This window comes from Dechloromonas sp. H13, assembly GCF_009469615.1.
Taxonomy (GTDB): domain Bacteria; phylum Pseudomonadota; class Gammaproteobacteria; order Burkholderiales; family Rhodocyclaceae; genus Azonexus.
This window is the reverse complement of record NZ_SSXX01000002.1, coordinates 433,536-445,219: the sequence shown is the minus strand read 5'-3', so window position 1 is coordinate 445,219 and position 11,684 is coordinate 433,536. Positions and strand designations below refer to the sequence as shown.

The window sequence follows — 11,684 nt, the reverse complement described above, 5'->3', positions numbered from 1 at the left end:
ATGAATCCCTACCGCCTGCCCGACCCCGACCTCGAAGCCCTGCTCGCCGACGACGCGCCGTTCGGCGACGCGACGACCTGCGCCCTCGGCATCGGCGGGCAGGCGGGGCACATGGTTTTCCGGGCGCGCCATGCCATGGTGCTGTGCGGTGTCGAAGAGGCGCTGCGCATGGGCGAACTGCGCGGCCTGCCCGGCGCCGGGCCGGTCCGCGCCAGCGGCGAGCGGCTGGCCGCCGGTGCGGAAATCCTGACCCTGGCCGGCGATGCCGCCGCCCTGCACCAGGTCTGGAAGACGGCGCAGACGCTGATGGAATACCTCGCCGGCATCGCCACGGCGACCGCCGACATCGTCGCCGCCGCCCGCCGCGGCCACCCGGAAATCGCCGTCGCCTGCACGCGCAAGAACTTTCCCGGCACCAAGGCGGCGGCGATCAAGGCCGTGCTGTGCGGCGGCGCCAGCCCGCACCGCCTGAGCCTGTCGGAAACCCTGCTCGTCTTCGCCGAGCATCGCTGCTTTCTCGGCGCCGAAGCGCCGGCCGCCACGGTGCGCCGCCTGCGCCGGCAATGGCCGGAGCGCGCCGTCGTCGTCGAGGTCGGCGACGAGGCCGAGGCGCTGCGCTGGCAACAGGCCGGCGCCGACATCGTGCAGCTCGAAAAACTGCCGCCGGAAGCCGTCGACCGCATCCGCCGGCAATTTCCCACAGGCACCCGGACGCGCATCGCCGCGGCGGGCGGCATAAATTCTGCTAATGCGGAAGCGTACGCGCGGGCCGGGGCCGACATTCTCGTCACTTCGGCCCCCTACTTCGCACCGCCGCGCGACGTGGCGGTAACCCTGACCGCTCTCCAGACAAGGCCCAGCACCCCATGAAGATCGCCATCGCCACCAAGGATTTCACCGAAGTCAGCGGCCACGCCGGGCAAGCCCGCGAATGGCTGCTTTACGACCTTTCCGCCCACCAGTCCAACCAGCTGCTGCCCGCCCCGCGGCGCATCGACCTGGCGAAGGATGAAGTACTGCACGTTTTCGCCGACGACCGGGCGCACCCGCTCGACGGCGTCGACATCGTCGTCGCCCACAGCGCCGGCGACGGCTTCGTCCGCCACATGAAGAAGCGTGGCACCGAGGTGTTGCTGACCGGCGAACACGACCCGGCGGTCGCCATCACCCGCATCCTGGCCGGCGAGGCACTGGCCGACCCGCGCTTCGACATCACGACCAGCCTGTGTAAGATTCGCGACCTGTTCTCGAGACACTGATCGTTCATGGAAGCCCCGGACCTCGCCGCCGTCTGGCTGACGCTCAAGCTGGCCACGGTGGTCACCGTGCTGCTGCTGCTCGTCGGCACCCCCATCGCCTGGTGGCTGGCACGCACGCGTTCGCGGCTCAAGGGCGTGGTCGGCGCCGTCGTCGCGCTGCCGCTGGTATTGCCGCCGACTGTCCTCGGCTTCTACCTGCTCGTCACCATGGGGCCGAACGGGCCGATCGGCCAGCTGACCCAGGCGATCGGCCTCGGCCTGCTGCCTTTCACCTTTCCCGGCCTGGTCATCGCCTCGACCTTCTACTCGCTGCCCTTCGTCGTCCAGCCGATCCAGAATGCCTTCGAGGCGATCGGCGAGCGCCCGCTGGAAGTCGCCGCGACGCTGCGCGCCAGCCCGTGGGACGCCTTCTGGTCGGTCGCCGTGCCGCTCGCCCGACCCGGTTTCCTGTCCGGCGCCATCCTCGGCTTCGCCCACACGGTCGGGGAATTCGGCATCGTGCTGATGATCGGCGGCAACATTCCGGGCAGGACGCGCGTCGTCTCGGTGCAGATCTACGACCACGTCGAGGCGCTCGAATACACGCAAGCCCACTGGCTGGCCGGCGGCATGGTGCTGTTCAGCTTCGTCGTGTTGCTGGCGCTGTACACCTTCAACCCGGCGCGGCGCAAGGCGGCATGAGCGGCGAAATCCGTGCCCGCTTCCGGGTCGACCGCGGCGAGTTCACGCTCGACGTCGACCTGGCCCTGCCCGGGCGCGGCGTCAGCGCGCTGTTCGGCCATTCCGGCTCGGGCAAGACGACCTGCCTGCGCGCCCTTGCCGGACTCGAACGCGCCGCCGCCGGTTATGTCGCCGTCGGCGACGAGGTCTGGCAGGACGAAAGCCGTGGCCTGTTCGTGCCGCCGCACCGCCGGGCGCTCGGCGTCGTCTTCCAGGAAGCCAGCCTGTTCCCGCACCTTTCGGTGCGCGGCAACATGGAATTCGGGCAAAAACGGGCGTCGACCGCAACCAACGGCTTCCGGCTGCCCGCAATCGCCGAACTGCTCGGCATCGCCCATCTGCTCGACCGCGCCCCGAGCCAGCTCTCCGGCGGCGAGCGCCAGCGCGTCGCGATCGCCCGCGCCCTGCTCGCCGCGCCGCGCATCCTGTTGATGGACGAGCCGCTGGCCGCCCTCGACCTCAAGCGCAAGCTGGAGATCCTGCCCTACCTGGAGCGCCTGCACCGCGAGCTGGCGATCCCGGTCATCTACGTCAGCCACGCGCCTGACGAGGTGGCGCGCCTGGCCGACCACCTCGTGCTGCTCGACGCCGGCCGCGTCGTCGCCAGCGGCCCGCTCAAGGAGGTACTCGGCCGCATCGACCTGCCGGCCGCCTTCGCCGACGACGCCGGGGTCGTCATCGAAGCGAAGGTCGCGGCGCACGAGGCCGACGACCTGACGCGCCTCGAATTCCCCGGCGGCGCCATCTTCGTCTCGCGCCGCGGCGAGCCGCCCGGCACCCCGCTGCGCTGCCGCATCCACGCCCGCGACGTCAGCCTGGCGCTCGTCCCGCAGGTGCACACCAGCATCCTCAACTGCGTCGACGCCACCGTCGTAGACCTGGCGCCGACCGACACGCCGGGCCACGTGCTGGTCCGCCTCGACGTCGGCGGCGACCCGCTGCTCGCCCGCATCACCCGGCGCTCGGCCGACAAGCTGGCGATCCGCCCCGGCCTCGCGCTGCGGGCGCAGATCAAGGCCGTCGCCCTGCTCGCCTGACACATTCGCCCGCTTCGGGCGCATAATGCACCTCCCTGAAGCATCCGCGGACCGGGGCGCCCGGGTAAGGCGCCGGTTTCCCGCATAAAATCAGTGCATTACGGAAGCCGAAGTTTTCCGCATGTTTTTTGCTTGATGTTCATTCCCGCTCACCGGCAGCAGTTCACCATGTTCAACGTGCACCAACTGGAACTTCCCTCCGAGACCGACAGCCGTCCGCCGGAGGGCACCCGCCGCATGATCGACGGCGCCGAGCGCGTGTTCTACGACGGCTACTGGATCAAGACCTACCCGGTGCCGGCCGACACCCTGGAAGCCAAGAAGCGCCTGATCGAGGGGCTGACGCGGCGGCTGTTCAACCATACCGAGCACGGTCTCAACATTCCCGGCACCCGCCTCAACGAGGCCAAGGCCGCCCACGCCGCGGAAACCGACCCGGCGCGCAAGCGCGTCAAGGCGGCCATGCTGGCCGGCGCCTATTTCAACCGCGCAACCGACATCTTTCGCAAGCTCGTCGAACTGCAGGCCGACGGCATCGAGATCCGCAGCGACGACGCGCTGATGCGCGAATGCGGCCAATGCCTGCTCGACGCCATGGAACTCGGCCGCTTCGTGCTCCACCGCAGCGGCGAGGAAGGCATCGACGAACTGTGGGGAGAACCCTTCCGCGCCTTCTCGATCCCGCTCGAGGACTTCTACGAAAGCCGCTACATCAAGATCGGCCAGACGATGCGCGACATCGATCGCATCGCCGACGCCATGGTCGAAAACTTCACGCAGGTTCCCGCCTTCGCCTCGGTCGCCGGCCTGATCCGCGACTTCGCCGAGACCGCCAAGGTCAAGGCCGAGAACCTGCGCACCGACCACGACATCTTCGAGGTCTGGGCGCAGCTGGTCACCGCCGCCGAGCGCCTGGCCAACTTCACCCCGCTGCCGCAGACGATCGACAACGACAGGGCCGACCCGCACGGCCACCGCGTTTCCGACGGCCTGCTGCTGCTGCGCCAGGGCCGCGACCTGATCTTCTACATCGCCCGTGCGCGCACGCCGATGCCCAAGAGCACCCGCGAATACATCGAGCGCTGCGCCGTCTACCTCGCCACCGGGCGCCTCCCGCTGGCCCCGGCCCCGCTGCCGGCCTGAACCTCAGGCCAGCGCGCGGGCGAGCAGCACGGCGACGTGCACGGCGTCGCGCCCCGTGCCGTCCCGGATCTGGTGCCGGCAGGAAAAGCCGTCGGCGACGATCGCCGCATCAGCAGGCGCCGCCCGTACCGCCGGCAACAGGGCCAGTTCGCCCATCTTCACCGACGCCTCGTAATGCTCTACCTCCAGCCCGAAGCTGCCCGACATGCCGCAGCAGCTGGCATCGACGATGTCGAACTCGAATTCCGGAATCCAGCCGAGCACCTTCTTCACCGCCTTCATGGCGCCGAAGGCCTTCTGGTGACAATGGCCATGCACCACCGCGCGGCCGCCGGGCAGCGGCCTGAGATCCAGCTTCAGGCCCTTGTTGCCCTCGCGCATCAGGAATTCCTCGAACAGGAAGGCCTGCTTGCCGAGCTGCGCCACGCCGGGGCCGAGTGACAGGCTGTAGAACTCGTCGCGCAGCGCCAGCAGGCACGAAGGTTCGAGGCCGACGATCGGCGTTCCCGCCGCCAGGGCCGGGGCGAGCGCTGCCATCATGCGCCGGCCCTCCAGCTTCGCCGCGTCGACCATGCCCTGCGACAGGTAAGTCCGGCCGCAGCACAGCGGGCGCCCGGGTTCGGCGTCGTCGGCCGCCGGCTGCAGCACCTCGACCGCATAACCGGCGGCGCGCAGCACGGCGCTGGCTGCCGCCGCCACTTCCGGCGTGTAGTAGTGGGTGAAGGTATCGACAAAAAGCACCACTTTTCCGCGTCGACCGCAGCTGTCGGTTTTTTCCGGCCTGAAAGGCCAAGCGGCCGGCGCCGGGATCGGCCGCGCCGGTGCGATGCCCAGCCAGCGTCCGGCGAGCCGCGCCAGCAGCGGCGAGGCGTTGCGCCAGCCGACCAGCAGCGCCAACGTCCGCCGCCGGCCGTGCAGCCAGGCCGGCAGGCCGCCGAAGAGCCGGGCGCGGCGCGGCAGGCCGGACTGCTCGTTGCGCTGGGCGAGGTACTCGGTCTTGATCAGCGTCATGTCGACGGCACTCGGGCACTCCTTCTTGCACCCCTTGCACGAGACGCAGAGATCCATCGCCGCCGCGAGGCCGGGATGCGTGAACGGCCGCTCGCCCAGCTCGCCATTGAGCGCCGCCTTGAAAGCCTTGACCCGGGCGCCGGTCGAGTGCGCCGGATCGTGCGTGATGCGGTAGCTCGGGCACATGACGCCCTTGCCGTCGCGTTGGCACTGGTGATTGTTCATGCAGACGGCCACCGCCTTGGCGTAGTCGCCGCCGGTGGCCGGAATGCCGGCGTAGGCGTCGCCGACGCCGTAGGTGTCGTAGGCCGACCAGTCGAGATGGGTCTTCATGCCGGAGACCAAGCAAGAGCGACGCCATCGGCCAAGCCATTGAATTCAAAGGCAGGAAAAATCGGCTTGTGGTCAACGCGACAAGCGCCGCGGCACTTTTTGCCAGGCATGCCCCGGCTGCCGGGGCGGGAGATTTTTGCGCACTCCGCATAACGGCAGCTATGCTGAAAGCAGCGAATCCCGCGTTACTCATCGGCCATGAAATTCTCCCGCCTCTTCCTCAACCGCCTGCAGAACCTGCAGCACTCGGAAGACACGGTCGTCGTGATCGACGTGCTGCGCTCGTTCACGACCGCGGCGGTGGCGCTGGCCAGAGGCGCGGCGGCGGTCTATCCGGTCGACGGGATCGCCGCAGCCAGCGCGCTGCGCGACCGGATCGCGAATTCCGTGTCGGTCGGCGCGGTGCGCGGCGGCGACCCGGTGCCCGGATTCGACTTCGGCAACTCACCCGCCCGGCTGATGCAGGCCGACCTGGCAGGGAAACACATCGTGCTCAGCACGGCGGCCGGCGTCCAGGGCCTGCAGCGCTTCCGCCAGGCGCGCCATCTCTATGCCGCCAGCCTCGTCTGCGCGCAGGCGACGGCGACGGCGATCCGCGCCTCTGGCGCCCAGGAAATCTGCTTCGTCATCACCGGCGAATGGATCGACCGCGACGGCGACGAGGACATCGCCTGCGCCGACTACATCGAGTCCCTGTTGCGCGGCGAACCGGCCGCCCCCGCCCCCTTCGTCCGCCGGGTACGCGACTCCGATTTCGGCCGGCGCTTTGCCGCCGGCACCTGGCCCAACCTGCCGCACGACGACCTGGAACTGGCTGCGAGCGCTGACCTGTTCGCGTTCGCCATGCCGGTGCGGCGCGCCGGGGCGCATCTGGTCATTAGCTGAAACGCCGTACCGCGCAAGCGGGTGTGGGAACCCGCCATTCTTGGCAATGAATGGCCGCTTCCGAAAAACTTGGACTCACCTTATCGACCCAATCCGGCCAGTCGGCCTTCTCCTGAGCGGCCATTCAGCCAAAAGCAGTTTCTGCGAACTGGAGTGCTACAAAGTGGCCGCTGGTGGCCTCTCGCTATCGGCCAACTGCAGTCGGTCGCCAATTCCAGAAAGCGGCCCTTTAGAAGTCCGCTATCTATCGAATCTGGCCCTTCGGTAAATAGGCGGCTCTTCAGGAATTCGGCTGTATCAACGCAGCACGCCCGGCAGCCAGAATTACCTTGCTCAATCCATCCAACAGCGTGGATGATGCACGCGCCTGCTGCCAGTACAACGGTACATCCAACGGTTTATCAGGCAGCAGTTCTACCAACGCACCCGTCTTCAAGTAAGGTTCAATAAGCGACATTGGATGCATCCCCCAACCCATGCCTGCCAGCGAAGCGGTGACAAACGCCTGGGGAGAGGGCAAGGTATGGCGTGGCAACTCCACGTGCCGATGACACAAGCGATGCGCCCAGCGTGTCTGCAGTTCATCTTTACTGTTAAAGACTAGACTCGGCGCACGGACCAATGTCCCAGCACCCACCCCGTCACTGAAATACCGTTCCATAAAGGACGGGCTTGCTGCTGCCAAATAGCGCATCGCACCCAAGACTTGGCTGTTACAGCCCACTGTCGGCCGGGATGAACCGGTGACAGCTGCCAGGACAACACCGCTGCGCAGCCATTCTGCCGTGTGATCTTGATCATCGACAGCAACGTCGATCAGTACAGGGCTTTCTGCAGCAAAGGCGGCCGCCGAGGGTGCAAACCATGTGGCGAGGCTGTCGGCATTGACGGCAATTGGCAATCGGACGCGGACGGTCCCCTCTGTCGCCAGTGTCGGCAAAGCGTCGTGCAGTTCCTGTTCCAACAGGCGCACACGGTCAATGTGCTGGCACAGTCGCCGCCCCATTTCCGTAGCCTGGCAAGGCTGGCCCCGTATCACCAAGGCGGAACCGATGCGTTCCTCCAGCAACCGAATCCGCTGTGACACCGCCGACGGGGTGACATTGAGCGAGCGTGCAGCACGATCAAAGCTACCCTCCCGGATCACGGCGGCCAGAGCAAACAAGGAATCGTAATCGAGCACTCGTTAGATTTGTTAATGTGACTGCATTAAAGATAGTTTGCCTTCATTTGATGCGTTAGGCAATCTGTACGCCATCACAGCTGCAGGAACGGCACGGATGTTTTTATCGGTCTTCATTCAAGGTCTGGCATTGAGCTTCGGGCTGATCGTCGCCATCGGCGCACAGAACGCCTTCGTCTTGCGCCAAGGCTTGCGCCGCGAGCATGTGGGTAGTGTGGTGGCGTTTTGTGCGCTGGCCGATGCCATATTGATTACTGCGGGCGTTATGGGCATGGCGCAGGCATTGGGGGAAAGCCCAAATCTCGCTCGCGCACTATCGCTCGGTGGTGCTGTCTTTCTGGCGTATTACGGTGTTCAGGCGTTGCGCCGAGCGGGAAATTCACACCAACTCAATGCAACGACGGGTGGTGAAGGGCTGAGCCAGCGAGCAGCGATCGCCCAGGCGGCCGCCTTCACGTTGCTTAATCCACACGTTTATCTGGATACCGTATTGCTGGTTGGCAGCATTGGCGCACAGCACGAGGCGGCCTTGCGCGGGTGGTTTGTCATGGGTGCCAGTACGGCCAGCATGGTCTGGTTTGGCCTGCTGGGGTTCGGCGCACGTTGGTTAGCGCCGGTTTTTGTACGACCACGGGCATGGCAGGTCATGGACGGACTGATCGGATTGACCATGTGGGTGATGGCTGCGATGCTGGTACGCCACGTTCTGAATGGCTTTTGAGAGAGTAACCATGTACATACCGAGGTATCACCAACAGAACGACCAAGAAGCCATTGCGGGACTCATCGAAGAGTACCCCCTTGGGGCATGGGTAGTTGCTGGTCCGAATGGACTGATCGCCAATCACGTGCCGTTTTATCTTGAACGGAGTAAGGGAGAGTTAGGCACACTCATTGGGCATGTGTCGCGGGCTAACCCGGTGTGGCGTGAGTTGGAAGCCGGAATCGCTTCGGTGGTGATGTTTCAGGGGCCGCAGACCTACATTACGCCGAACTGGTATCCAAGCAAAGCCGAGCATGGGAAGGTGGTACCGACATGGAACTATGCTGTCACGCATGTGCATGGCATCGCTCGTGCGATAGAAGACCGCGAATGGCTGCTAGCGATGCTGAATCAACTCACCGGGGCGAGCGAAGCGAATCAGCCTACTCCGTGGCGGGTGAATGATGCGCCACCCGAGTACATTGACAAGCTGCTACGCGCCATCGTGGGTATCGAAATTCCTATCGATCGCTTGGAGGGCAAGCTCAAGGTCAGTCGCGATGAGCATATGCAGGATCGACTGGGAACGGTCGCGGGCTTGCGGAAAGTCTCTGGCGATATGGCGGGGGCCATGGCAACGCTTGTATCAAATGCAATTGATGAGGGTACTAAGGTCTGATTCGTCCGACTGCTAACTATCCTTTTCCGCCGTTAGGTTTCAGACGATGTGACCGCCTCCTTCGGGTCGGCTTGCGTCAGTCAGTTCTTCGAATTCATTGCCGGAAAGCGGTCACTGGAACTCCGCTTCCCGGAAACGGCCAGTCGCCACGGGGTACACCCGACCCAAAGCGGACTGTCAGGATGCTGAGAGCTTTAGGCCAACGATGCCGATAAAAATGAGAAGAAGGCTGAGTAATCTCATTGTGGTCGCCGACTCTCCAAACAAGAGCATTCCCATTACTACGGTTCCGATAGCGCCAATCCCAACCCAAACCGCATAGGCGGTACCGACTGGCAGCGACTTCATCGCGACACCGAGCAAGCCAACGCTTAAAAGCATGGACAGAACTGTCCACACGGTTGGCCAGAGCCGGGTGAAACCTTCGGTGTATTTGAGACCAATTGCCCAGCCGACTTCCAGCAGTCCGGCTGCAAAAAGAATTATCCAGTTCATAAACGGCTCCTCAAAAAAGAGGGGCCGTCCCCGGATGAACTGGAGAGGTGAGGTCGTCCTCACTTCCTACTAGCGGTGATGATAATAACACGGTCCTTGTCCGCTTTTGGCCAGGTTGAGCCAGTTCGGGTTCCAATTTCGGCGCCGTAAAGCAGCTGTTTGCTTCCACTCAACGTGACGAATTCAAACGTAACAGCCAACGGCAGGTGATGGCCGATTGTGATAATTGAGCACTAGGTTCAATTAGCTGACCTCGACCGCCTTCCCTGAAAACTCCGCCACACTGCGTCTCCAGCCATCCCGGCAGCCATCGCCCGCCCTCTGTCGCATTCCCGACAAGACGGCCGACACGGCCTTGCCGAAAATCCGGCAACCAACTGATTTTGAATAACTAAATCAACTGGCACAGCGATTGCTGAAAAGGCTCCGCACAGCATTCGAGGAGCTTTCATCGTGGAACTTCCAGTCATCAGCAACAACGCGCCGGCAGCGGAAGGCGGCGGCTGTTCTTCCAGCGGCTGCGGCACCGCGCCCGACGCCCTGGGCCACCTGCCCGACCACATCCGCGCCAAGGTGCAGGACCACCCCTGTTATTCGGAAGAAGCGCATCACTACTTCGCCCGCATGCACGTCGCCGTCGCCCCGGCCTGCAACATCCAGTGCAACTACTGCAACCGCAAGTACGACTGCTCGAACGAGTCGCGTCCGGGTGTCGTTTCCGAGCTGCTGACGCCCGACCAGGCGATCAAGAAGGTACTCGCCGTTGCCGCCGAGATCCCGCAGATGACGGTGCTCGGCATCGCCGGACCGGGAGACCCCCTCGCCAACCCGGGCCGCACCTTTGAAACCTTCGAACAGCTGTCCGCGCGCGCCCCGGACATCAAGCTGTGCGTGTCGACCAACGGCCTCAGCCTGCCGCAATACGTCGACGAAATCGCCAAACACAACATCGACCATGTGACGATCACCATCAACTGCGTCGATCCGGAAGTCGGCGCCAAGATCTACCCGTGGATTTATTGGGAAAACAAGCGCATCACCGGCGTCGAAGGCGCGCGCATCCTGATCGAGCAGCAGCAAAAGGGTCTGCAGATGCTGACCGACCGCGGCATCCTGGTGAAGGTCAATTCCGTGCTGATCCCCGGCGTCAATGACGAGCATCTCAAGGAAGTCTCGAAGATCGTCAAGGCCAAGGGCGCCTTCCTGCACAACGTCATGCCGCTGATCGCCGAACCCGAGCACGGCACCTACTACGGCATCATGGAACAGCCGGAACCGACGCCGGAACAGCTCCAGGAGTTGCAGGACGCCTGTGCCGGCGACATGGCGATGATGCGCCACTGCCGCCAGTGCCGCGCCGATGCGGTCGGCCTGTTGGGCGAAGACCGCGGCGACGAGTTCACGCTCGACAAGATCGACGTCATGGATGTCGATTACGAAGCCGCCATGGTCCGCCGCAAGGTTGTCCACGACGAGATCATCGAGAAGCTGGACGCCAAGCGCGGCATCGTCAAGCCGAAAGCCGAGGGCATTCCCGAAGGTTCGCGCCCGGTGCTGATGGCGGTGGCCGGCAAGAACGGCGTCGTCGCCGAGCACTTCGGCCACGCCAAGGAATTCCTGATCTACGAAGCCTCGCCGGAAGGCGTCCGCTTCATCAGCCACCGCAAGACCGAGCTTTACTGCGGCGGCATGGACTCCTGCGGCGATGGTGACGTGGTCGAAGCCGGGGCGACAGAATCGCTGCTCGACCGCAACATCCGCGTGCTCGCCGGCTGCGAGGTCGTCCTCTGTTCCAAGGTCGGCTACGAGCCCTGGGCCAAGCTGGAAGCTGCCGGCATCGCGCCGAACGGCGAACATGCGATGGAGCCGATCGAGGACGCCGTGATGGCGGTGTACAAGGAAATCGCGGCGACCGGGAAACTGCTTCCCGCCGCAGAAAGCCTGAAGGTGGCGTAAATGGCCCTGCAAATCACCCAATCCTGCGTCAATTGCTGGGCCTGCGTCGATGTCTGCCCGAACGACGCGATCTACCAGGACACCCCGCACTTCCTGATCGACGACGGCAAGTGCACCGAGTGCCTGGGCGACCACGCCGATCCGCAGTGCGCCGCGATCTGCCCGATCGAGATGGCCATCGTCAACGAACTGGGCGAGTTCCTGAACCCGCCCGGCTCGCTGACCGGCATCCCCATCGAGAAGCTGAAGGAATTCGGCCTCTGGCGCGAGGCGGCCTAGC

General features: G+C 64.7%; 13 protein-coding genes. 10 read left to right on the top strand and 3 right to left on the bottom strand.

The window, feature by feature from the left end; all coding sequences use genetic code 11:
- The 5 genes from modD (at nt 1) to GH660_RS06695 (ending at nt 4,159) form a co-directional block, all read left to right on the top strand.
- Entirely contained in the window at nt 1–870 is an 870-nt protein-coding gene (gene modD, locus GH660_RS06715; protein WP_153145876.1) for a ModD protein, read from the top strand.
- Nucleotides 867–1,259, top strand: coding sequence for a hypothetical protein (locus tag GH660_RS06710; protein ID WP_153145875.1), 393 nt, complete (start codon nt 867–869; stop codon nt 1,257–1,259). Before modD ends, GH660_RS06710 begins: the two co-directional genes overlap by 4 nt.
- A 6-nt stretch (nt 1,260–1,265) precedes the next feature.
- Entirely contained in the window at nt 1,266–1,940 is a 675-nt protein-coding gene (gene modB / locus GH660_RS06705; protein WP_153145874.1) for a molybdate ABC transporter permease subunit, read from the top strand.
- Complete coding sequence (gene modC, locus GH660_RS06700; protein WP_153145873.1) at nt 1,937–3,016, top strand: molybdenum ABC transporter ATP-binding protein; 1,080 nt, start codon at nt 1,937–1,939, stop codon at nt 3,014–3,016. The genes modB and modC overlap by 4 nt, the downstream gene beginning before the upstream one ends.
- Nucleotides 3,017–3,184: 168 nt before the next feature.
- The gene (locus tag GH660_RS06695) at nt 3,185–4,159 is read left to right on the top strand and encodes a hypothetical protein (RefSeq protein ID WP_153145872.1); all 975 of its coding nucleotides are present in this window, start codon (nt 3,185–3,187) and stop codon (nt 4,157–4,159) included.
- A 3-nt stretch (nt 4,160–4,162) separates the two neighbouring features.
- Here GH660_RS06695 and GH660_RS06690 read toward each other — a convergent pair whose 3' ends face one another.
- Nucleotides 4,163–5,503 carry a (Fe-S)-binding protein gene (locus GH660_RS06690; protein ID WP_153145871.1) on the bottom strand — a complete coding sequence of 447 codons (1,341 nt, stop codon included), beginning with the start codon at nt 5,501–5,503 and terminating at the stop codon, nt 4,163–4,165.
- Between the two features lie 198 nt (nt 5,504–5,701).
- Between GH660_RS06690 and GH660_RS06685 the strand changes: the two genes are divergently transcribed.
- A complete protein-coding gene (locus GH660_RS06685) occupies nt 5,702–6,388 on the top strand; it encodes a 2-phosphosulfolactate phosphatase (protein ID WP_153145870.1) in 687 nt (228 codons plus the stop codon).
- Nucleotides 6,389–6,668: 280 nt separating this feature from the next.
- Here the strand turns inward: GH660_RS06685 and GH660_RS06680 are convergent, their stop codons facing one another.
- Nucleotides 6,669–7,571 (bottom strand): LysR family transcriptional regulator ArgP, encoded by a 903-nt coding sequence (locus GH660_RS06680; protein ID WP_153145869.1) that lies wholly within the window; start codon nt 7,569–7,571, stop codon nt 6,669–6,671.
- 97 nt (nt 7,572–7,668) lie between these two features.
- On the opposite strand from GH660_RS06680, the gene GH660_RS06675 reads away from it, so the two are divergent.
- Nucleotides 7,669–8,292 (top strand): LysE/ArgO family amino acid transporter, encoded by a 624-nt coding sequence (locus tag GH660_RS06675; protein ID WP_153145868.1) that lies wholly within the window; start codon nt 7,669–7,671, stop codon nt 8,290–8,292.
- A 10-nt stretch (nt 8,293–8,302) separates the two neighbouring features.
- On the top strand, nt 8,303–8,953 hold the full coding sequence (locus GH660_RS06670; protein WP_153145867.1) for an FMN-binding negative transcriptional regulator: 651 nt from the start codon (nt 8,303–8,305) through the stop codon (nt 8,951–8,953).
- 177 nt (nt 8,954–9,130) lie between these two features.
- Here GH660_RS06670 and sugE read toward each other — a convergent pair whose 3' ends face one another.
- On the bottom strand, nt 9,131–9,448 hold the full coding sequence (gene sugE / locus GH660_RS06665; RefSeq protein ID WP_153145866.1) for a quaternary ammonium compound efflux SMR transporter SugE: 318 nt from the start codon (nt 9,446–9,448) through the stop codon (nt 9,131–9,133).
- Between the two features lie 453 nt (nt 9,449–9,901).
- On the opposite strand from sugE, the gene nifB reads away from it, so the two are divergent.
- Complete coding sequence (gene nifB / locus GH660_RS06660) at nt 9,902–11,404, top strand: nitrogenase cofactor biosynthesis protein NifB (protein ID WP_153145865.1); 1,503 nt, start codon at nt 9,902–9,904, stop codon at nt 11,402–11,404.
- Nucleotides 11,405–11,683, top strand: coding sequence for a 4Fe-4S binding protein (locus tag GH660_RS06655; RefSeq protein WP_153145864.1), 279 nt, complete (start codon nt 11,405–11,407; stop codon nt 11,681–11,683).
- Nucleotide 11,684 lies beyond the last annotated feature (1 nt).

What these genes read in the sequence shown, in the direction of transcription:
- modD (WP_153145876.1), top strand. Translation starts at nt 1, where the DNA reads ATGAATCCCTACCGCCTGCCCGACCCCGACCTCGAAGCCCTGCTCGCC.
- GH660_RS06710 (WP_153145875.1), top strand. Translation starts at nt 867, where the DNA reads ATGAAGATCGCCATCGCCACCAAGGATTTCACCGAAGTCAGCGGCCAC.
- modB (WP_153145874.1), top strand. Translation starts at nt 1,266, where the DNA reads ATGGAAGCCCCGGACCTCGCCGCCGTCTGGCTGACGCTCAAGCTGGCC.
- modC (WP_153145873.1), top strand. Translation starts at nt 1,937, where the DNA reads ATGAGCGGCGAAATCCGTGCCCGCTTCCGGGTCGACCGCGGCGAGTTC.
- GH660_RS06695 (WP_153145872.1), top strand. Translation starts at nt 3,185, where the DNA reads ATGTTCAACGTGCACCAACTGGAACTTCCCTCCGAGACCGACAGCCGT.
- GH660_RS06690 (WP_153145871.1), bottom strand. Translation starts at nt 5,503, where the DNA reads ATGAAGACCCATCTCGACTGGTCGGCCTACGACACCTACGGCGTCGGC.
- GH660_RS06685 (WP_153145870.1), top strand. Translation starts at nt 5,702, where the DNA reads ATGAAATTCTCCCGCCTCTTCCTCAACCGCCTGCAGAACCTGCAGCAC.
- GH660_RS06675 (WP_153145868.1), top strand. Translation starts at nt 7,669, where the DNA reads ATGTTTTTATCGGTCTTCATTCAAGGTCTGGCATTGAGCTTCGGGCTG.
- GH660_RS06670 (WP_153145867.1), top strand. Translation starts at nt 8,303, where the DNA reads ATGTACATACCGAGGTATCACCAACAGAACGACCAAGAAGCCATTGCG.
- sugE (WP_153145866.1), bottom strand. Translation starts at nt 9,448, where the DNA reads ATGAACTGGATAATTCTTTTTGCAGCCGGACTGCTGGAAGTCGGCTGG.
- GH660_RS06655 (WP_153145864.1), top strand. Translation starts at nt 11,405, where the DNA reads ATGGCCCTGCAAATCACCCAATCCTGCGTCAATTGCTGGGCCTGCGTC.